Origin of the sequence: Dyella sp. KRB-257 (genome assembly GCF_049445995.1) — a bacterium.
Taxonomy (GTDB): Bacteria; Pseudomonadota; Gammaproteobacteria; order Xanthomonadales; family Rhodanobacteraceae; genus Dyella_A.
Window position 1 is genome coordinate 197,364 of the sequence record NZ_JBMSDZ010000002.1, and the last position, 19,867, is coordinate 217,230.

Here is a 19,867-nt window from a genome sequence, read left to right on the forward strand (position 1 = left end):
ACATGGCAAAGCTGACGAAGCGTTTGAAGGCGGCCCGTGCCGCGGTGCAGCCGGGCAAGGTGTATGCCCTGGACGACGCACTGAAGATCATCAAGGACAACGCCAAGGCGAAGTTCGCCGAGTCGGTCGACGTGGCCGTGCGCCTCGGCATCGACGCGAAGAAGTCCGACCAGGGCGTGCGCGGCTCCTCGCTGCTGCCGCACGGCACCGGCAAGACCGTCAAGGTCGCCGTGTTCGTGCCGGCCGGCGAGAAGGCCGAGGCCGCCAGGGCCGCCGGTGCCGATGCGGTCGGCATGGACGACCTGGCCGAGCGCATGCAGGCGGGCGACCTCGACTTCGGTCGCGTGATCGCCACGCCGGACGCGATGCGGGTGGTCGGCAAGCTGGGCCAGCTGCTCGGTCCGCGCGGCCTGATGCCGAATCCGAAGGACGGTTCGGTCACCGCCGACGTCGCCACTGCGGTAAAGAACGCCAAGGCCGGCCAGGTCAAGTTCCGCAACGACAAGGCCGGCATCATCCACGCCACCATCGGCAAGGCCACATTCGAGGCCGCCCAGCTGGCGGACAACCTCAACACGCTCATCAACGACCTGCTGAAGGCGAAGCCGTCCTCGGCCAAGGGCCAGTACCTGCAGAAGGTCGCCCTGTCGAGCACGATGGGCGTGGGCGTGCCGGTCGATACCTCGTCGCTGACCATCGCGGCGAAATAAGCAACTTCAAGTCCTGCCGGCCTTCGGGCCGGGCAGGCAGTTTTTGAGGGTAGCCCCGGCCTTGTGCCGGGGCCGCCGTCAAAGACCGCAGGCGCGTTCAGCGCGCGACGACGACGGGCAGGGAGCTCGTGCCGGCAGGGAATCGCCGTCGTTGCAAGCGGGGCCGCTTAATCGAAGTCCCTCGGGAGTTCGGCCTGCGCAGATGGTGCTGCCCCTTCTGGAATCGCTTCTGGAAAGGCCACCACCCGGGACCTCATCGGGTCCCCGACGTCACGGATGGCGTCGCCCAGGACCGCAAGCGGCAGGAGCCGTGAGCGGAGTTCATTTGGAGGAGTGCAATGGCTCTCAATCTGTCCCAGAAGCAAGAAGTAGTCGCCGAGCTGGCAGAAGTCGCCGCCAAGGCCCACTCCCTGGTTGCAGCCGAGTACGCAGGCACCACGGTCGCGCAGATGACCGCGATGCGCCGCAAGGCCCGCGAAATCGGCGTTTTCTTGAAGGTTGTCAAGAACACGCTGGCCTCGCGCGCCGTGGTCGGTACCGATTTCGAGGTCGTCAAGGACGTCCTGACCGGTCCGTTGCTGTACGCGTTCTCGACCGAGGAGCCCGGTGCCGCCGGACGCCTGATCAAGGAGTTCGCCAAGGGCAACGACAAGCTGAAGGCGAAGGTCGTTTCCGTGGAAGGCAAGCTGTTCCCGGCCGAGCATGTCGACGTGCTGGCCTCGTTGCCGACCCGCGAACAGGCGCTGGCCATGCTGGCCCGCGTGCTGGCCGAACCGGCTTCGATGTTTGCCCGCGTCATCAAGGCCGTGGCCGATCAGCAGGGTGGTGGCGATGCCGCGCCCGCGCCGGCCGAAACCGAAACCGCCGCTTAAGCTCGACGCCTTTTCAAACCGATTCTATTTCCAGAGGTAAATCAAATGTCCCTGTCCAACGAACAGATCGTTGAAGCCGTCGCCGCCAAGTCGCTGATGGAAGTGATGGACCTGGTGAAGGCCATCGAAGAGAAGTTTGGCGTGACCGCCGCCGCCCCCGTGGCCGTGGCCGGCCCGGCTGCGGCTGCTCCGGCGGCCGAAGCGCAGACCGAGTTCGACGTGATCCTGAAGAGCCCCGGCGACAAGAAGGTCGAGGTGATCAAGGCGGTCCGCGCGATCACCGGCCTGGGCCTGAAGGAAGCGAAGGACCTCACCGAAGCCGGTGGTGTCGTGAAGGAAGCGGTCTCGAAGGACGACGCCGAGAAGTTCAAGAAGGATCTGGAAGCTGCCGGCGCCACGGTCGAACTGAAGTAATTGGCGCTCTTGCGCGCCATCAGTTGGATCCAGCGTTACGCAAGCCTGGGGGCGTAAGCCCCCGGGCTTTGCCTGTTGCAAGGCCTGTTGCTGTTCGATGGCCAGTTTCACCGCTGTACCGCATCACCCGGGAAGGCAGTACTGAGAGGCCGCGGGCCGACCTCTGACTCCTGTCTTTTTGATGTCCCGTCGGGTCTTCGCGACCGACCGGAGCATCGCCGCTTTCCATCATTCAGCCGGTGTGTGCACCGCCGGCGCCACTGCGAACCGAGGCGTCACCGACCATGACCTACTCGTTTACCGAGAAGAAGCGCATCCGCAAGGATTTCGGCAAGCGTCCGCCCGTGCTGGGCGTGCCCAACCTGCTGACGATCCAGACCGACTCCTACCGGGAGTTCCTGCAGGAGCATGTTGCGCCCAAGCAGCGCGAGGAGAAGGGTCTGCATGCGGCCCTCAAGTCGGTGTTTCCGATCACCAGCTACTCCGGCAATGCTGCACTGGAGTACGTGGATTACCGCCTGGGCGAGCCGGCGTTCGACGAGCGCGAGTGCCGCAACCGCGGCATGACGTTCGGCGCGCCGCTGCGCGTGACCGTGCGCCTGGTCATCTACGACAAGGACAGCCCGGCCTCGAAGAAGGCGGTGAAGTACGTGAAGGAGCAGGAGGTCTACATGGGCGAGATTCCGCTCATGACCGACACCGGCACCTTCATCATCAACGGCACCGAGCGGGTCATCGTCTCGCAGCTGCATCGTTCGCCCGGCGTGTTCTTCGACCACGACCGCGGCAAGACGCACAGCTCGGGCAAGCTGCTGTTCTCGGCGCGTGTGATTCCCTACCGCGGCTCCTGGCTGGACTTCGAGTTCGACCCGAAGGACGCCCTGTTCACCCGCATCGACCGCCGCCGCAAGCTGCCGGTGACGGTGCTGCTGCGCGCGCTGGGCTACACCAACGAGGAGATGCTGGGCATCTTCTTCGAGCACAACGTGTTCCACCTCGGCAAGAAGGGCGGCACCACGCTGGAGCTGGTCGCCGAGCGCCTGCGCGGCGAGACCCTGAGCTTCGACCTGATGGTCGGCGACAAGGTGCTGGTGGAAGCCGGCAAGCGCATCACCGCGCGCCACGTGCGCCAGCTGGCGGCCGAGAACATCACCGCGCTGGAAGTGCCGGACGACTACCCGGTCGGCCGCATCCTGGCGATCGACGTGGTCGATCCGAAGACCGGTGAACTGCTGGCCTCGGCCAACGACGAGATCACCGCCGAGCAGCTGGAGGCGTTCCGCAAGGCCGGCATCGAGACGGTGCCCACGCTGTACGTGAACGATCTGGATCGCGGCGCGTACATCTCGCACACCCTGCGCATCGACAACACCAAGACGCCGCTGGAGGCGCTGGTGGAGATCTATCGCATGATGCGTCCGGGCGAGCCGCCGACCAAGGATGCCGCGCAGAACCTGTTCTTCAACCTGTTCTTCACCTTCGACCGCTACGACCTGTCGGGCGTCGGCCGGATGAAGTTCAACCGCCGCGTGGGTCGCCAGGACATCCTGGGCCCGGGCGTGCTGTACGACCACAAGTACTTCGCCGAACGCAAGGAAGAGGCGGCGCAGGAGCTGGTGAAGGCGCAGGGCGAGACGTCGGACATCCTCGACGTGCTCAAGGTGCTGATCGACATCAAGAACGGCCACGGCACCGTGGACGACATCGACCACCTCGGCAACCGCCGCGTGCGCTCGGTCGGCGAGATGGCCGAGAACACCTTCCGCATCGGCCTGGTGCGCGTCGAGCGCGCGGTGCGCGAGCGTCTGAGCCTGGCCGAGTCCGATGGCCTGACCCCGCAGGACCTGATCAACGCCAAGCCGGTGGCGGCGGCGGTGAAGGAGTTCTTCGGATCCTCGCAGCTGTCGCAGTTCATGGACCAGAACAACCCGCTGTCGGAAGTGACCCACAAGCGCCGCGTGTCGGCGCTCGGGCCGGGTGGCCTGACCCGCGAACGCGCCGGCTTCGAGGTGCGCGACGTGCACCCGACCCACTACGGCCGCGTCTGCACCATCGAGACGCCGGAAGGCCCGAACATCGGCCTGATCAACTCGCTGGCCGTGTACGCCCGCACCAACTCGTACGGCTTCCTCGAGACGCCGTACCGCAAGGTCGAGAACGGCAAGGTCACCGACAAGGTCGATTACCTGTCGGCGATCGAGGAGGGCGACCACGTGATCGCCCAGGCAAACTCGCCACTGGACAAGCACGGCGCGTTCATCGAGGACTTCGTGTCCTGCCGCTTCCGCGGCGAATCCGAGCTGCGCCCGGCGAAGGAAGTCGACTACATGGACGTCTCGCCGATGCAGACCGTGTCGGTCGCGGCGGCGCTGGTGCCATTCCTGGAGCACGATGACGCGAACCGTGCGCTGATGGGCGCCAACATGCAGCGCCAGGCCGTGCCGACGCTGCGCTCGCAGACCCCGCTGGTGGGCACCGGCATCGAGCGCGCGGTGGCGCGCGACTCCGGCGTCATCGTCACCGCCAGGCGCGGCGGCGAGATCGAGCAGGTCGACGCGGCGCGCATCGTGGTGCGCGTGAACGAGGAAGAAGTCGGCGACAACGACGCCGGCGTCGACATCTACACGCTGACCAAGTACACCCGCTCCAACCAGAACACCAACCTCAACCAGCGCCCGCTGGTGAACGTCGGTGACGTGGTGGCGAAGGGCGACACGCTGGCCGACGGTTCGTCGACCGACCTGGGCGAGCTTGCGCTCGGCCAGAATATGCTGATCGCCTTCATGCCGTGGAACGGCTACAACTTCGAAGACTCGATCCTGCTGTCCGAGCGCGTCGTGCAGGAAGACCGCTACACCTCGATCCACATCGAGGAGCTGTCGTGCATCGCGCGCGACACCAAGCTGGGCGCCGAGGAAATCACCGCCGACATCCCGAACGTGGGCGAGCAGGCGCTGGCGCGCCTGGACGAGTCCGGCATCGTGTACATCGGTGCGGAAGTGAAGGCCGGCGACATCATGGTCGGCAAGGTCACGCCCAAGGGCGAGAGCCAGCTCACGCCGGAAGAGAAGCTGCTGCGCGCGATCTTCGGCGAGAAGGCGTCCGACGTGAAGGACTCCTCGCTGCGCGTGCCGCCGGGCATGGACGGCACCGTCATCGACGTGCAGGTGTTCACCCGCGACGGCATCGAGAAGGACAAGCGCGCCAAGCAGATCGAGGAAATGGAGATCAAGCGCATCCGCAAGGACCTTGACGACCAGTTCCGCATCCTCGAGGGCGCGATCTACAACCGCATGCGCACCCAGCTCGTCGGCAAGTCCGCGATGAGCGGTCCGGGCGGCCTCAAGCGCGGCACCGAGATCACCGACGCCTACCTGGATGGCCTGAAGAAGGACGACTGGTTCAAGATCAACGTGAAGGACGAGGACGTCACCGAGTTCCTCGAGCGTGCCGCCGACCAGATCAAGCGCCACAAGGAAGAGTTCGACAAGCGCTTCAAGGAGAAGCAGGGCAAGATCACCCAGGGCGACGACCTCGCACCGGGCGTGCTCAAGATGGTCAAGGTGTTCCTGGCCGTGAAGCGTCGCATCCAGCCGGGCGACAAGATGGCCGGTCGTCACGGCAACAAGGGCGTGGTGTCCAACGTGGTGCCGGTGGAAGACATGCCGTACATGGCGGACGGCACCTCGGTCGACATCTGCCTGAATCCGCTGGGCGTGCCCTCGCGCATGAACATCGGGCAGATTCTGGAAGTCCATCTGGGCTGGGCCGCCAAGGGCCTGGGCAAGAAGATCCAGAGGATGCTCGAGGCGCGCGAGAAGGTGGCGAAGGTCCGCGAGTTCCTCGACCAGATCTACAACCACCACGTCTCCGGCGCCGTGCAGCACGTGGATCTCAAGTCGCTCACCGATCAGGAGATCCTGACCCTGGCGACCAACCTGCAGGAAGGCGTGCCGATGGCCACGCCGGTGTTCGACGGCGCCGAGGAATCCGAGATCAAGGCGATGCTGAAGCTGGCGGATCTGCCCGAGTCGGGCCAGACCACGCTGTACGACGGCCGCACCGGCGAGGCGTTCGATCGCCCGGTCACCGTGGGCTACATGCACTACCTGAAGCTCAACCACCTGGTCGACGACAAGATGCACGCGCGCTCCACCGGTCCGTACTCGCTGGTCACCCAGCAGCCGCTGGGCGGCAAGGCGCAGTTCGGCGGCCAGCGCTTCGGTGAGATGGAAGTCTGGGCGCTGGAAGCCTACGGCGCGGCCTACACCCTGCAGGAAATGCTGACGGTGAAGTCCGACGACGTGCAGGGCCGCAACCAGATGTACAAGAACATCGTCGACGGCAACCACGAGATGACGGCGGGCATGCCGGAGTCCTTCAACGTGCTGGTGAAGGAAATCCGTTCGCTCGGTATCGACATCGATTTGGAAGAGGTCAAGTGAAGGTCGGGACTCGGGACCCGGAACCCGGAACTCGGAAAGAGCCAGAAGGCTTCGCGCTTTTGCTCTACCGAGTCCCGGGTTCCGGGTCCCGGGTCCCGGCAACCGGACCCTGTTCATTCGCGGATCCTGACCCAAAGAATTGCTCCGACCGGAGACTCAAATGAAAGACCTGCTCAATCTGTTCAATCAGCAGCGCGCGACACCGGATTTCGACGCGATCAAGATCGCGCTGGCCTCGCCGGAGCTGATCCGCTCGTGGTCCTTCGGTGAAGTGAAGAAGCCCGAGACGATCAACTACCGCACCTTCAAGCCCGAGCGTGACGGCCTGTTCTGCGCCGCCATCTTCGGTCCGGTGAAGGACTACGAGTGCCTGTGCGGCAAGTACAAGCGCATGAAGCATCGCGGCGTGGTCTGCGAGAAGTGCGGCACCGAGGTCACCCTGGCCAAGGTGCGCCGCGAGCGCATGGGCCACATCGAGCTGGCCAGCCCGACCGCGCACATCTGGTTCCTCAAGTCGCTGCCCTCGCGCATCGGCCTGATGCTGGACATGACGCTGCGCGACATCGAGCGCATCCTGTACTTCGAGGCCTTTGTGGTGATCGATCCGGGCCTGACCGCGCTCGAGCGCGGCCAGTTGCTCAGCGAGGACCAGTACCTGGAAGCCGTGGAAGAGCACGGCGACGAGTTCGACGCCCGCATGGGTGCCGAGGCCGTCTACGAGCTGCTGAAGTCGCTCGACCTGCCGGGCGAGGTGATCCGCCTGAAGGAAGAGATCGCCTCCACCAACTCCGAGACCAAGCTCAAGCGCCTCACCAAGCGCGTCAAGCTGATCGAGGCATTCCTGGAATCCGGCAACAAGCCGGAGTGGATGGTGCTCACGGTGCTGCCGGTGCTGCCGCCGGACCTGCGTCCGCTGGTGCCGCTGGACGGTGGCCGCTTCGCCACCTCCGACCTCAACGACCTGTACCGCCGCGTCATCAACCGCAACAACCGCCTCAAGCGCCTGCTCGAGCTCAATGCGCCGGACATCATCGTGCGCAACGAGAAGCGCATGCTGCAGGAGTCGGTCGATGCGCTGCTCGACAACGGCCGCCGCGGCCGTGCCATCACCGGCACCAACAAGCGCGCGCTGAAGTCGCTGGCCGACATGATCAAGGGCAAGCAGGGCCGGTTCCGCCAGAACCTGCTCGGCAAGCGCGTGGACTACTCCGGTCGCTCGGTGATCGTGGTCGGTCCGACGCTGCGCCTGCACCAGTGCGGCCTGCCCAAGAAGATGGCGCTGGAGCTGTTCAAGCCGTTCATCTTCGCCAAGCTGCAGGCGCGCGGCGAGGCGACCACGATCAAGGCCGCCAAGAAGCTGGTCGAGCGCGAGGAGGCCCAGGTGTGGGACATCCTCGAGGACGTGATCCGCGAGCATCCGGTGCTGCTGAACCGCGCGCCGACGCTGCACCGCCTGGGTATCCAGGCGTTCGAGCCGGTGCTGATCGAAGGCAAGGCGATCCAGCTGCATCCGCTGGTCTGTACCGCGTTCAACGCCGACTTCGACGGCGACCAGATGGCCGTGCACGTGCCGCTGTCGATCGAGGCGCAGCTGGAAGCGCGCGCCCTGATGATGTCGTCGAACAACATCCTGTCGCCCGCCAACGGCGAGCCGATCATCGTGCCGACCCAGGACGTGGTGCTGGGCCTGTACTACATGACCCGCGAGCTGGTGAACGTGAAGGGTTCGGGCATGGTGTTCTCCGGACTGGGCGAAGTGCGCCGCGCCTACGAGAACCGTGCGGTCGAGCTGCACGCTAAGGTCAAGGTGCGCCTGAAGCAGGTGCACGTGGACGACGAGGGTGCGCGCACCACCACCACCTCGCTGGTCGACACCACCGTGGGCCGCTCGCTGCTGGCCGAGATCCTGCCGGAGGGCCTGCCGTTCGCGCTGGCCAACACCGAGCTGACCAAGAAGGCCATCTCGCGCCTGATCAACTCCAGCTATCGCCTGCTGGGCCTGAAGGAAACCGTGGTGTTCGCGGACAAGCTGATGTACACCGGCTTCCGCTTCGCGACCCGCGCCGGCATCTCCATCGGCATCGATGACATGATCATCCCGGCCGAGAAGAAGCCGATCCTGGAAGAGGCCGAGAAGGAAGTGGTCGAGATCCAGGAGCAGTACCAGTCGGGCCTGGTGACCGCCGGCGAGCGCTACAACAAGGTGGTCGACATCTGGTCGCGCACCAACGAACTGGTCGCCAAGGCGATGATCGACGGCATCGGCACCGAGAAGGTGACCGATGCCGACGGCAAGACGGTCAACCAGAAGTCGATGAACTCGCTGTACATCATGGCCGACTCCGGCGCCCGCGGTTCGGTGGCGCAGATTCGCCAGCTGGCCGGCATGCGTGGCCTGATGGCCCGTCCGGACGGCTCGATCATCGAGACCCCGATCAAGGCCAACTTCCGCGAAGGCCTGAACGTGCTGCAGTACTTCAACTCCACCCACGGCGCCCGCAAGGGCCTGGCGGACACGGCGCTGAAGACGGCGAACTCCGGCTACCTGACCCGCCGACTGGTTGATGTGGCGCAGGACGTGGTGATCACCTCGACCGATTGCGGCACCGAGGACGGCGTCACCATGCAGCCGATCGTGGAAGGCGGCGACGTGGTCGAGCCGTTGCGCGACCGCGTGCTGGGCCGCGTGGTGGTCGAGGACGTCTACGCCCCTGGCGACGACGATCAGCCGATCGTCACCCGTGACACCCTGCTGGACGAGGCCCTGGTCGAGAAGCTCGACAAGGCCGGCGTGCAGTCGATCAAGGTCCGCTCGCCGATCACCTGCCAGGCCAGCCACGGCGTGTGCGCCCTGTGCTACGGCCGCGACCTGGCTCGTGGCCATCTGGTCAACATGGGTGAGGCCGTCGGCGTGGTCGCCGCGCAGTCGATCGGTGAGCCGGGCACCCAGCTGACCATGCGTACGTTCCACATCGGTGGTGCCGCCTCGCGTGCCGCCGCCGTGGACAACGTCTCGGTGAAGACCACCGGCACGCTGAAGTTCAACAACCTCAAGACCGTGCAGCACAACCAGGGTCACCTGGTGGCGGTCTCGCGCTCCGGCGAAGTGTCGGTGATCGACGCCAACGGCCGCGAGCGCGAGCGTTACAAGGTGCCGTATGGCGCGACCATCGCGGTCAAGGACGGTGATCCGGTCAAGGCCGGCCAGACCGTGGCCAACTGGGATCCGCACACCCATCCGATCGTGTCGGAGGTGGCCGGCATCGTGCGCTTCATCGACTTCATCGATGGCGTCACCGTGCAGAGCCAGACCGACGAACTGACCGGCCTGGAGTCGGCGGTGGTGACCGATCCGAAGCGCCGCGGCACGCAGGCCAAGGATCTGCGCCCGATCGTGCGCCTGGAAGACAGCAAGGGCCGCGAGCTCAAGCTGCCGGGCACCGACATCGCCGCGCAGTACTTCCTGCCGGCCGGTGCGATCGTGTCGATCCAGAACGGTGCGGAAGTGGGCGTGGGCGACGTGGTCGCACGTATCCCGCAGGAAACCTCCAAGACCCGCGACATCACCGGTGGTCTGCCGCGCGTGGCCGACCTGTTCGAGGCGCGCAAGCCGAAGGAGCCGGCGATCCTCGCCGAGCGCTCGGGCATCGTCAGCTTCGGCAAGGACACCAAGGGCAAGCAGCGCCTGATCATCAAGGACGTCGACGGCAACGAGCACGAGGAGCTTATCCCGAAGTGGCGCCAGGTCATCGTGTTCGAGGGCGAGCACGTGGAGAAGGGCGAGACCATCGTCGACGGCGAGCCGAGCCCGCACGACATCCTGCGCCTGCTCGGCGTGGAGCCGCTGGCCTCGTACCTGGTCAAGGAGATCCAGGACGTCTATCGCCTGCAGGGCGTGAAGATCAACGACAAGCACATCGAGGCGATCATTCGCCAGATGCTGCGCAAGGTCGAGATCACCGAGCCGGGCGACAGCCACTACCTGCGCGGCGAGCAGGTGGAGCGCGTGCGCATCAACGAGGAAAACGATCGTGCGGTCGCCCGTGGCGAGCGTCCGGCCGAGTACCAGTCGGTGCTGCTGGGCATTACCAAGGCGTCGCTGGCGACCGAGTCGTTCATCTCGGCCGCGTCGTTCCAGGAGACCACCCGCGTGCTTACCGAGGCGGCGGTCCGTGGCACCCGCGACACCTTGCGAGGCCTGAAGGAAAATGTTATTGTCGGCCGTCTGATTCCGGCAGGTACGGGTCTGGCGTACCACGCGCAGCGTCGTCGCCAGGGTGGTCTCACCGCCTCGGAACTGGAAACCCTCTCCGGTTCGACCCACTCCTTCGCAGAAGCGCCGGTCAGCGACGGTGGTGTCGAGTAGGCCCCTCGCGGGCTTCACTTGCTGACATACGAAATGAGGCGCATGGAGGCGCCTCGTGTTCGGGTCATGGATGCGCGGTGTCCGTTTGCCCTGTGCAGATGGCCCATGTTAAATTTCCGCTTCTTGGCAGGCCGAACGTATCGGTCTGCCTTTATGTTTCTCAGGAACAGTTCCGCATGACGACAGTCAATCAGTTGGTGCGCAAATCCCGCAGCCCGAAGAGCTACAAGAGCGCTTCGCCGGCCCTGCAGAGCAGCCCGCAGCGCCGTGGCGTCTGCACGCGCGTGTACACGACCACCCCGAAGAAGCCGAACTCGGCGTTGCGCAAGGTCGCCAAGGTGCGTCTGACCAACGGCTACGAGGTCATCAGCTACATCGGTGGCGAAGGCCACAACCTGCAGGAGCACTCGGTGGTGCTCATCCGCGGCGGCCGCGTCAAGGACCTCCCGGGCGTCCGTTACCACACCGTGCGCGGCAGCCTCGACTGTGCCGGCGTGACCAAGCGCCGCCAGTCGCGCTCCAAGTACGGCGCCAAGCGCCCGAAGAAATAAGAGTCAAGGACACCCAACATGTCGCGTAAAGGTTCACATCCCGCCCGTCTGGTCCTGCCCGATCCCAAGCACGGCAGCCAGTTGATTGCCCGCTTCATCAACATGGTGATGAAGAGCGGCAAGAAGTCCGTCGCCGAGAGCATCGTGTACGGCGCGCTCACCCAGCTGGGCGAAAAGAATCCGGAGCCGGTGGCTCTGGTCGAGAAGGCACTCAACAACATCGCTCCGGCGGTCGAGGTGAAGTCCCGCCGCGTGGGCGGTGCCACCTACCAGGTGCCGGTCGAAGTCCGTCCCGGTCGCCGCATGGCGCTGGCCATGCGCTGGGCGATCGACGCGGCGCGCAAGCGCGGCGAGACCTCGATGCCGCGCAAGCTGGCTGCCGAGCTGCTGGAAGCTTCCGAGAATCGCGGTGGCGCGATCAAGAAGCGCGAAGAAACGCATCGCATGGCGGAAGCCAACAAGGCGTTCTCGCACTACCGCTGGTAAGTGTGACTGGCAAGGCAGTGGGCGGGCCCGAAGGCTCGTCCACTGCCTTCTCGCATTTCAGAGGTCAGCATCGTGGCACGCACGACCCCGATCGAGCGCTATCGCAACTTCGGCATCATGGCGCACATCGATGCCGGAAAGACCACGACCACCGAGCGCATCCTGTTCTACACCGGGGTGAGCCGCAAGATCGGTGAAGTGCACGATGGCGCAGCCACGATGGACTGGATGGAGCAGGAGCAGGAGCGGGGGATCACCATCACCTCCGCGGCGACCACGGCCTTCTGGAGGGGCATGGATCGTTCGCTGCCCGAGCATCGCTTCAACATCATCGATACCCCCGGTCACGTCGACTTCACCATCGAGGTGGAGCGCTCCTTGCGCGTGCTCGATGGTGCCGTGTTCGTGCTGTGTGCCGTTGGCGGCGTGCAATCGCAATCGGAGACGGTCTGGCGCCAGGCCAGCAAGTATTCGGTGCCGCGCCTGGCCTTCGTCAACAAGATGGACCGGACCGGCGCGGATTTCGACAAGGTCGTCGCGCAACTCAGGACGCGGCTCGGTGCCAACCCGGTGCCGATGCAGGTGCCGATCGGCGCCGAAGACGATTTCGAGGGTGTCGTCGACCTCGTCAAGATGAAGGCGATCTACTGGGACGATGAATCCCAGGGCATGAAGTTCGAATACCGGGACATTCCCGAGGACTTGCTGGAGACCGCGCGCCGCGCGCGCTGCTTCATGATCGAGGCGGCAGCCGAGACCTCCGAGGCATTGATGGACAAGTACCTCGAGCAGGGCGAGCTGAGCGAGGAGGAGGTGTTGGCCGGGCTGCGCGCAGGGGCGCTCGCCACTTCCCTGATTCCGGTGTTCTGCGGCTCGGCCTTCAGGAACAAGGGCGTGCAGGCACTGCTGGACGCGGTGATCCGGTTCCTGCCGTCGCCGGCCGATCGCCCTCCCGTGAAGGGCCTCGACGAGCGCGATCGCGAAGACTCGCGCACGGCCGCCGATGATCAGCCGTTCGCGGCGCTGGCCTTCAAGATCATGATCGATCCGACGGTCGGGGCGCTGACGTTTTTTCGCGTGTATTCCGGCACGCTCAACTCCGGCGACGCTGTTTACAACCCGGTGAGAGGGCGCAAGGAGCGGATCGGCCGCATCATGCAGATGCACGCCAACGAGCGCCACGAGATCCGCGAGGTCCGTGCCGGAGACATCGCCGCGGCGGTCGGGCTCAAGGACGTGACCACCGGCGACACGCTCTGCGCCAGCGATCACGTGATCACGCTTGAGCGAATGAGCTTCCCCGAGCCGGTCATTGCCATGGCGGTGGAACCGAAGACGGTGGCCGACCAGGAGCGGATGGGCGTCGCGCTCGGTCGCCTGGCGGCGGAGGATCCGTCTTTCCGGGTGCGTATCGACGAAGAGTCCGGACAGACCATCATCGCCGGCATGGGCGAGCTGCATCTGGATATTCTGGTCGACCGCATGCGTCGCGAGTTCCAGGTCGAGGCGAACGTCGGCAAGCCCCGGGTCGCCTATCGTGAAACGATTCGCAAGGCGGTTCGCCAGGAAGGCCGGTTCGTGCGCCAGTCCGGCGGCAAGGGCCAGTTCGGCCACGTGATCATCGAGATCCTTCCGCAGGAGCGTGGCAGAGGTTTCGAATTCGAGAATGCGCTGGTTGGCGGGGCAATTCCTAAGGAATACATCCCGTCGATCGAGAAGGGTATCCAGGAGGCGATGGCCGTCGGCCCCCTCGCGGGGTTCCCGGTGGTCGATGTCAGGGTTCGGCTGGTCGACGGCTCGTACCACGAGGTCGACTCCACCGATATGGCCTTCCGGATCGCCGGGTCGTTGGCGTTCAAGGAGGGCTTCGCCAAGGCCGGTCCGGTGCTGCTGGAGCCGGTGATGCGCGTCGAGGTGGTCACGCCCGAGGAGCACATGGGCGATGTGATGGGCGACCTCAGCCGGCGCCGCGGCATGCTGCGGGGTTCCGGCGATGCCACGTCCGGCAAGGTGATCGATGCACTCGTGCCGCTGGGCGAGATGTTCGGGTATGCCACCAGCCTGCGTTCGCAGACTCAGGGGCGGGCCACCTACACCATGGAATTCGATCACTACGCCGAGGTGCCGGCGTCGATTGCCGAGCAAGTCACCAAGAGGGTCTGACAAGGCCAACTTTCGTTATAATTCCGGTTCTTTTTTTCCAGAGGTCAGAATCATGGCAAAGGGTAAATTCGAGCGCACCAAGCCGCACGTCAACGTGGGCACGATCGGTCATGTGGATCACGGCAAGACGACGCTGACGGCGGCGCTGACGAAGATCGGCGCAGAGCGCTTCGGTGGCGAGTTCAAGGCGTACGACGCGATCGACGCGGCGCCGGAAGAGAAGGCGCGCGGCATCACGATCTCGACGGCGCACGTGGAATACGAGTCGCCCAAGCGCCACTACGCGCACGTGGACTGCCCGGGCCATGCCGACTACGTGAAGAACATGATCACGGGTGCGGCGCAGATGGACGGTGCGATCCTGGTGTGCTCGGCCGCGGACGGCCCGATGCCGCAGACGCGCGAGCACATCCTGCTGTCGCGGCAGGTGGGCGTGCCGTACATCGTGGTGTTCCTGAACAAGGCGGACATGGTGGACGACGCCGAGTTGCTGGAGCTGGTCGAGATGGAAGTGCGCGAGCTGCTGTCGAAGTACGACTTCCCGGGCGACGACACGCCGATCATCAAGGGTTCGGCGCTGAAGGCGCTGGAAGGCGACCAGAGCGAGATCGGCGTGCCGGCGATCATTGCGCTGGTGGATGCGCTGGACAGCTACATCCCGCAGCCGCAGCGCGACATCGACAAGCCGTTCCTGATGCCGGTGGAAGACGTGTTCTCGATCTCCGGCCGCGGCACCGTGGTGACCGGTCGCGTGGAGCGCGGCGTGATCAAGGTGGGCGAGGAGATCGAGGTCGTGGGCATCCGCGACACGCAGAAGACCACCGTGACGGGCGTGGAAATGTTCCGCAAGCTGCTGGACCAGGGCCAGGCGGGCGACAACGTGGGCCTGCTGCTGCGCGGTCTGAAGCGTGACGACGTGGAGCGCGGCCAGGTGCTGGCCAAGCCCGGTTCGATCACCCCGCATACGGACTTCGAGGCCGAGGTGTACGTGCTGTCGAAGGACGAGGGCGGTCGCCACACGCCGTTCTTCAAGGGCTACCGGCCGCAGTTCTACTTCCGCACGACGGACGTGACCGGTGCGGTGACGCTGCCGGAAGGCGTGGAGATGGTGATGCCGGGCGACAACGTGAAGATGGTGGTGAGCCTGATCCACCCGATCGCGATGGACGAAGGCCTGCGCTTCGCGATCCGCGAAGGCGGCCGCACCGTCGGCGCCGGCGTGGTGGCCAAGGTCATCAAGTAACCAGCCCGTTTCGGGGGGGGGGGGGGGGGGGGGGGGCCGCATCTGCGGGGCGCCGAGGGCGGTGCAGCACGACGGCGGCCATCGCCGCCGTTGTGTTTTGTGGCGGTGAGCGATCGGCAGGAAATTTTGCGCGTTGTGCTTTCCTTTCCGATCGAGGCTTGCTATGCTTGATGAGTTGTATGGATGACATGCCGCAAAACGGCGCGTCTCCCCACCGCGAAATGAGGCGCAGGATGTGCTTCGAATTCGCTGGCACGGATCGCCTGAGGCCATGACACCGATCATCAGGGCTCGCGCCTTGTTGATCTTTGTTTTTACGCCTTTTATACTTTCCTGCTCGGCAAGTCGGTTTACCGGCTTGCCGAACATTTTGGGCGGTCCGTGGTGACCGTCCCTGCAAGTGGCGACACGGGTTGTGCGGGGCGGTGAGAAGCCGTTCCGGATCACAGAAATTGTTCTTTAGACAACAGGACACGGTTATGGCGAACCAGAAGATTCGCATTCGGCTCAAGGCGTACGATCACCGTCTGATCGACCGCTCGGCCAGCGAGATCGTCGAGACGGCCAAGCGCACCGGCGCGACGGTGCTCGGCCCGATTCCGCTCCCGACCAAGATCGAGCGCTACACCATTCTGGTGTCGCCGCACGTCGACAAGGATGCACGCGACCAGTACGAGACCCGTACGCACAAGCGTGTACTCGACATCGTTGACCCCAACGACAAGACCGTGGACGCGCTCATGAAGCTTGATCTCGCCGCTGGCGTCGATGTTCAGATCAAGCTCGGTTGAGCGATAGACAGGGCATTCTTATGAATAGCGGGAAGATGAGTATCGGACTGGTTGGCCGCAAGTGCGGCATGAGCCGACTCTTCACTGAGGATGGCCGCTCGATTCCGGTGACGCTGATCGAAGCGACGCCGAACCGCGTGACCCAGGTGAAGACGGAAGAGAATGATGGCTACAGCGCTGTGCAGGTTGCGGCGGGCGTCAAGCGCGCCTCGCTGCTGACCCGGCCGCTGAAGGGGCACTACGCCAAGGCGAAGGTCGAGCCGGGTCGTGGCCTGTGGGAGTTCCGCGTGTCTGACGATGATCTCGGCAAGTACACCGTCGGCGCCGAGATCAAGGCGGACGACATCTTCGCCGCCGGGCAGATCGTCGACGTAGCCGGCGTATCGAAGGGCAAGGGCTTCCAGGGCACGATCAAGCGCTGGAACTTCAAGATGGGCGACGCGACCCACGGCAACTCGCTGTCGCATCGCGCGCCGGGTTCGATCGGCCAGCGCCAAACCCCGGGCCGCGTGTTCCCGGGCAAGAAGATGTCCGGCCACATGGGTGCGGTCAACCGCACGCAGCAGGGGCTGGAAGTGGTCAGGGTCGACGCCGAGCGTCACCTGATCGCGGTGAAGGGCGCGGTGCCGGGTGCAACCGGCGGCGACGTCGTCATCCGTCCGACCACCAAGGGTTGAGGAGAGACGCCATGGAACTGAATGTCATTGGCGCAACATCGCCTGACAATGCCGCGCTCAGCGTATCGGACGAAGTGTTCGGCGGCGAGTACAAGCAGGCCCTGGTCCACCAGGTGGTCGTCGCCTACCAGGCTGGCGGTCGCGCGGGCACCAAGGCGCAGCTGTCGCGCGGTGAGATGTCCGGCACCACCAAGAAGTTCAAGAAGCAGAAGGGCGGCGGCGCCCGTCACGGCGACTACCGCGCCCCGATCTTCGTCGGCGGCGGCGTGACGTTTGCCGCCAAGCCGCGCAGCTTCGAGCAGAAAGTCAACCGCAAGGCCTATCGCGTGGCCATCCGTTCGATCCTGGCCGAGCTCAATCGTGCCGATCGCCTGAAAGTGGTCGAAGGGTTCGGCATCGACAGTCCGAAAACCACCGCCATGGTGGCCAGGCTGGCCGAACTGCAGGTGTCCGGCCGCGTCCTGCTGGTGTCCGAGGATGCGAACGAGGCGCTGTTCCTGGCCGCGCGGAATATCCCCTATGTCCACGTCGTGGACGTGCTGGCGCTCAATCCGGTCAGTCTGGTCGGTTCCGACTACGTGGTCATGACCGTCGACGCTGTGAAGAAGATCGAGGAGTGGCTGGCATGAGCAACGAACGCATTCTCAACACGCTGCGTGCTCCGCACATCTCCGAGAAGGCCGCGCGCCTCGCCGAGAACAGCCAGTACGTATTTGTCGTCGCCCCCGAGGCAACCAAGGCCGATGTCCGTGCCGCCGTGGAGCAGATGTTCGACGTCAAGGTCGAGCAGGTGAACCTCGTCAACGCCAAGGGCAAGGTCAAGTCCTTCCGTTTCCGCACTGGCAGCCGCCAGGGCAAGCGCAAGGCCTATGTGCGCCTCGCCGATGGTCAGACCATCGACGTGTCGGCCAAGGCCTGAGCCAGGAGTTCTGTGAGATGGCACTAATTACGCACAAGCCGACCTCGCCCGGGCGCCGCGACGCAGTCAGCGTCCGCACCGAGGGTCTGCACAAGGGCGAGCCCTACGCGCCGCTGACCGAGTCGCAGTCCAAGACGGGTGGTCGCAACCATTACGGTCGCATCACCACGCGTCATCGCGGCGGCGGTCACAAGCAGCATTACCGCATCATCGACTTCAAGCGTGACAAGGAAGGCATTGCCGGCCTCGTCGAGCGCATCGAGTACGATCCGAACCGCACCGCGCACATCGCGCTGCTGTGCTACGCCGATGGTGAGCGTCGCTATATCATCGCGCCCAAGGGTGTGGCGGTGGGCGATCGCCTGGTTTCCGGTTCGGATTCGCCGATCAAGGCCGGGAACTGCCTGCCCCTGCGCAACATCCCGGTCGGCTCGACCATCCACTGCATCGAGATGAAGGCAGGCAAGGGCGCGCAAATCGCCCGCAGCGCCGGCGCCTCCGTGCAGCTGGTGGCCCGCGAGTCCGGCTACGCCACGCTGCGCCTGCGCTCCGGCGAGATGCGCCGTGTGCCGGTCGACTGCCGCGCCACCATCGGCGAGGTCGGCAACTCCGAGCACAGCCTGAAGAAGCTCGGCAAGGCCGGCGCCAAGCGCTGGAAGGGTATCCGCCCGACCGTGCGCGGCGTGGTGATGAACCCGGTCGACCATCCGCACGGTGGCGGCGAGGGCAAGACTTCTGGTGGTCGTCATCCGGTCAGCCCGTGGGGCACGCCGGCCAAGGGCTACAAGACCCGCAACAACAAGCGCACGCAGCAGTTCATCGTGCGTCGTCGCAAGTAACAGGAAGCCGTCATGCCGCGTTCTCTGAAGAAAGGTCCGTTCGTCGACCTTCACCTTGTCAAGAAGGTGGAAGCTGCGGTTTCCGCCAACAACAAGCGCCCGATCAAGACCTGGTCGCGTCGCTCGATGATCCTGCCGGAAATGGTCGGCCTGACCATCGCCATCCACAACGGTCGCCAGCACGTGCCGGTGCTCGTCAACGAGAACATGGTCGGGCACAAGCTCGGCGAGTTCGCGGTGACCCGCACTTTCAAGGGCCATGGCGGCGACAAGAAGGGCAAGTGATGAGCACTGAAGCCAAAGCGATCCTGCGCAGCGCCCGCATCTCGGCGCAGAAGGCACGCCTGGTGGCTGACCTGGTCCGCGGTCTCCCCGTGGGTCGCGCCAGCGACGTGCTGCAGTTCACCAACAAGAAGGCTGCGACCCTTGTCCGCAAGGTGCTGCTGTCGGCCGTCGCCAATGCCGAGAACAACCTTGGTGCTGACGTCGACGAACTGAAGGTCTCGCGCATCTTCGTGGACGAAGGTCCGGCGATGAAGCGCATGTACGCCCGCGCCAAAGGCCGCGGCTCGCGCATCCTGAAGCGCACCAGCCACATCACTGTGGTCGTTGGCAACTGACTGAGGGTATAGACGATGGGTCATAAAGTTCATCCCACCGGTATCCGCCTCGGCATCGCCAAGGACTGGAATTCGAAGTGGTACGCAAACAAGGCCGACTACGCCAAGTATCTGGTCGCCGACCTCAAGGTCCGCGACATGCTTCGCAAGAAGCTGGCGCAGGCCGGCATTTCGAAGATCCAGATCGAGCGTCCGGCCAAGACCGCCCGCGTGACGATCCACAGCGCCCGTCCAGGCGTGGTGATCGGCAAGAAGGGCGAGGACATCGAGAAGCTGCGCAAGGAAGTCAGCCAGATGATGGGCGTTCCGACGCACATCAATGTGAACGAAGTCCGCAAGCCGGAACTCGACGCGCAGTTGGTGGCCGAGTCGATCGCACAGCAGCTCGAGCGCCGCATCATGTTCCGTCGTGCGATGAAGCGCGCGGTGGGCAACGCGATGCGCCTCGGTGCCCTGGGCGTGAAGATCAACGTGTCGGGCCGTCTGAACGGTGCCGAGATCGCCCGCTCCGAGTGGAGCCGCGAAGGTCGCGTGCCGCTGCATACGCTGCGCGCGGACATCGACTACGGCACCGCCGAGGCGAAGACCACTTACGGCATCATCGGCATCAAGGTGTGGATCTACAAGGGCGAAGTCTTCGACATGGCGCAGATCGGCCAGGAGTCGAAGGAAGAGCAGTCGCAGCCGCGCCGCGAAAGTGGCGAGGGTCGTCGTGAGCCACGTCGCGAGGCCGGTGACGGCCGTCGCGAGCGGTCGGCGAAGTAAGGAGAG

General features: G+C 65.0%; 17 protein-coding genes. All 17 read left to right on the forward strand.

The genetic code is table 11. The annotated features are described in order from the left end of the window. The first annotated feature begins 2 nt into the window (after positions 1 to 2). Complete coding sequence (gene rplA / locus ACO2Q2_RS02410) at positions 3 to 710, forward strand: 50S ribosomal protein L1 (protein ID WP_423254173.1); 708 nt, start codon at positions 3 to 5, stop codon at positions 708 to 710. Between the two features lie 338 nt (positions 711 to 1,048). Then, positions 1,049 to 1,582, forward strand: a complete 534-nt coding sequence (rplJ, locus tag ACO2Q2_RS02415; protein WP_423254174.1) for a 50S ribosomal protein L10 — start codon at positions 1,049 to 1,051, stop codon at positions 1,580 to 1,582. Between the two features lie 45 nt (positions 1,583 to 1,627). After that, positions 1,628 to 1,996, forward strand: coding sequence for a 50S ribosomal protein L7/L12 (gene rplL / locus ACO2Q2_RS02420; protein WP_423254175.1), 369 nt, complete (start codon positions 1,628 to 1,630; stop codon positions 1,994 to 1,996). 284 nt (positions 1,997 to 2,280) lie between these two features. Then, complete coding sequence (rpoB, locus tag ACO2Q2_RS02425) at positions 2,281 to 6,441, forward strand: DNA-directed RNA polymerase subunit beta (protein WP_423254176.1); 4,161 nt, start codon at positions 2,281 to 2,283, stop codon at positions 6,439 to 6,441. 160 nt (positions 6,442 to 6,601) lie between these two features. Next, a complete protein-coding gene (gene rpoC / locus ACO2Q2_RS02430) occupies positions 6,602 to 10,807 on the forward strand; it encodes a DNA-directed RNA polymerase subunit beta' (protein WP_423254177.1) in 4,206 nt (1,401 codons plus the stop codon). Positions 10,808 to 10,983: 176 nt separating this feature from the next. Continuing rightward, positions 10,984 to 11,358, forward strand: a complete 375-nt coding sequence (rpsL, locus tag ACO2Q2_RS02435; protein ID WP_404636151.1) for a 30S ribosomal protein S12 — start codon at positions 10,984 to 10,986, stop codon at positions 11,356 to 11,358. A gap of 18 nt (positions 11,359 to 11,376) precedes the next feature. Continuing rightward, positions 11,377 to 11,844 (forward strand): 30S ribosomal protein S7, encoded by a 468-nt coding sequence (gene rpsG, locus ACO2Q2_RS02440; RefSeq protein WP_404636153.1) that lies wholly within the window; start codon positions 11,377 to 11,379, stop codon positions 11,842 to 11,844. Positions 11,845 to 11,916: 72 nt separating this feature from the next. After that, entirely contained in the window at positions 11,917 to 14,007 is a 2,091-nt protein-coding gene (gene fusA / locus ACO2Q2_RS02445) for an elongation factor G (protein WP_423254178.1), read from the forward strand. 52 nt (positions 14,008 to 14,059) lie between these two features. Continuing rightward, positions 14,060 to 15,250 (forward strand): elongation factor Tu, encoded by a 1,191-nt coding sequence (gene tuf / locus ACO2Q2_RS02450; protein WP_423254179.1) that lies wholly within the window; start codon positions 14,060 to 14,062, stop codon positions 15,248 to 15,250. A 479-nt stretch (positions 15,251 to 15,729) separates the two neighbouring features. Then, positions 15,730 to 16,041: a 30S ribosomal protein S10 gene (gene rpsJ / locus ACO2Q2_RS02455; protein ID WP_017461875.1), complete on the forward strand. Its 312-nt coding sequence runs from the start codon at positions 15,730 to 15,732 to the stop codon at positions 16,039 to 16,041. A gap of 35 nt (positions 16,042 to 16,076) precedes the next feature. Continuing rightward, positions 16,077 to 16,718 carry a 50S ribosomal protein L3 gene (gene rplC, locus ACO2Q2_RS02460; protein WP_423254180.1) on the forward strand — a complete coding sequence of 214 codons (642 nt, stop codon included), beginning with the start codon at positions 16,077 to 16,079 and terminating at the stop codon, positions 16,716 to 16,718. 11 nt (positions 16,719 to 16,729) lie between these two features. Continuing rightward, complete coding sequence (gene rplD / locus ACO2Q2_RS02465) at positions 16,730 to 17,347, forward strand: 50S ribosomal protein L4 (RefSeq protein WP_423254181.1); 618 nt, start codon at positions 16,730 to 16,732, stop codon at positions 17,345 to 17,347. Continuing rightward, a complete protein-coding gene (gene rplW / locus ACO2Q2_RS02470; protein ID WP_423254182.1) occupies positions 17,344 to 17,637 on the forward strand; it encodes a 50S ribosomal protein L23 in 294 nt (97 codons plus the stop codon). The genes rplD and rplW overlap by 4 nt, the downstream gene beginning before the upstream one ends. Positions 17,638 to 17,654: 17 nt before the next feature. After that, on the forward strand, positions 17,655 to 18,476 hold the full coding sequence (gene rplB, locus ACO2Q2_RS02475; RefSeq protein ID WP_423254183.1) for a 50S ribosomal protein L2: 822 nt from the start codon (positions 17,655 to 17,657) through the stop codon (positions 18,474 to 18,476). Positions 18,477 to 18,488: 12 nt separating this feature from the next. Further along, a complete protein-coding gene (gene rpsS / locus ACO2Q2_RS02480; protein WP_017461870.1) occupies positions 18,489 to 18,761 on the forward strand; it encodes a 30S ribosomal protein S19 in 273 nt (90 codons plus the stop codon). Then, positions 18,761 to 19,096 (forward strand): 50S ribosomal protein L22, encoded by a 336-nt coding sequence (gene rplV, locus ACO2Q2_RS02485; RefSeq protein WP_404630789.1) that lies wholly within the window; start codon positions 18,761 to 18,763, stop codon positions 19,094 to 19,096. Before rpsS ends, rplV begins: the two co-directional genes overlap by 1 nt. 15 nt (positions 19,097 to 19,111) lie before the next feature. Then, entirely contained in the window at positions 19,112 to 19,861 is a 750-nt protein-coding gene (rpsC, locus tag ACO2Q2_RS02490; RefSeq protein WP_423254184.1) for a 30S ribosomal protein S3, read from the forward strand. Positions 19,862 to 19,867 lie beyond the last annotated feature (6 nt).

What these genes read in the sequence shown, in the direction of transcription:
- rpsL (WP_404636151.1), top strand. Translation starts at nt 10,984, where the DNA reads ATGACGACAGTCAATCAGTTGGTGCGCAAATCCCGCAGCCCGAAGAGC.
- rplV (WP_404630789.1), top strand. Translation starts at nt 18,761, where the DNA reads ATGAGCACTGAAGCCAAAGCGATCCTGCGCAGCGCCCGCATCTCGGCG.
- rpoC (WP_423254177.1), top strand. Translation starts at nt 6,602, where the DNA reads ATGAAAGACCTGCTCAATCTGTTCAATCAGCAGCGCGCGACACCGGAT.
- rplB (WP_423254183.1), top strand. Translation starts at nt 17,655, where the DNA reads ATGGCACTAATTACGCACAAGCCGACCTCGCCCGGGCGCCGCGACGCA.
- rplW (WP_423254182.1), top strand. Translation starts at nt 17,344, where the DNA reads ATGAGCAACGAACGCATTCTCAACACGCTGCGTGCTCCGCACATCTCC.
- tuf (WP_423254179.1), top strand. Translation starts at nt 14,060, where the DNA reads ATGGCAAAGGGTAAATTCGAGCGCACCAAGCCGCACGTCAACGTGGGC.
- rpsS (WP_017461870.1), top strand. Translation starts at nt 18,489, where the DNA reads ATGCCGCGTTCTCTGAAGAAAGGTCCGTTCGTCGACCTTCACCTTGTC.
- rpsJ (WP_017461875.1), top strand. Translation starts at nt 15,730, where the DNA reads ATGGCGAACCAGAAGATTCGCATTCGGCTCAAGGCGTACGATCACCGT.
- rplA (WP_423254173.1), top strand. Translation starts at nt 3, where the DNA reads ATGGCAAAGCTGACGAAGCGTTTGAAGGCGGCCCGTGCCGCGGTGCAG.
- rpsG (WP_404636153.1), top strand. Translation starts at nt 11,377, where the DNA reads ATGTCGCGTAAAGGTTCACATCCCGCCCGTCTGGTCCTGCCCGATCCC.
- rplC (WP_423254180.1), top strand. Translation starts at nt 16,077, where the DNA reads ATGAGTATCGGACTGGTTGGCCGCAAGTGCGGCATGAGCCGACTCTTC.
- rpsC (WP_423254184.1), top strand. Translation starts at nt 19,112, where the DNA reads ATGGGTCATAAAGTTCATCCCACCGGTATCCGCCTCGGCATCGCCAAG.
- rpoB (WP_423254176.1), top strand. Translation starts at nt 2,281, where the DNA reads ATGACCTACTCGTTTACCGAGAAGAAGCGCATCCGCAAGGATTTCGGC.
- rplJ (WP_423254174.1), top strand. Translation starts at nt 1,049, where the DNA reads ATGGCTCTCAATCTGTCCCAGAAGCAAGAAGTAGTCGCCGAGCTGGCA.
- rplL (WP_423254175.1), top strand. Translation starts at nt 1,628, where the DNA reads ATGTCCCTGTCCAACGAACAGATCGTTGAAGCCGTCGCCGCCAAGTCG.
- rplD (WP_423254181.1), top strand. Translation starts at nt 16,730, where the DNA reads ATGGAACTGAATGTCATTGGCGCAACATCGCCTGACAATGCCGCGCTC.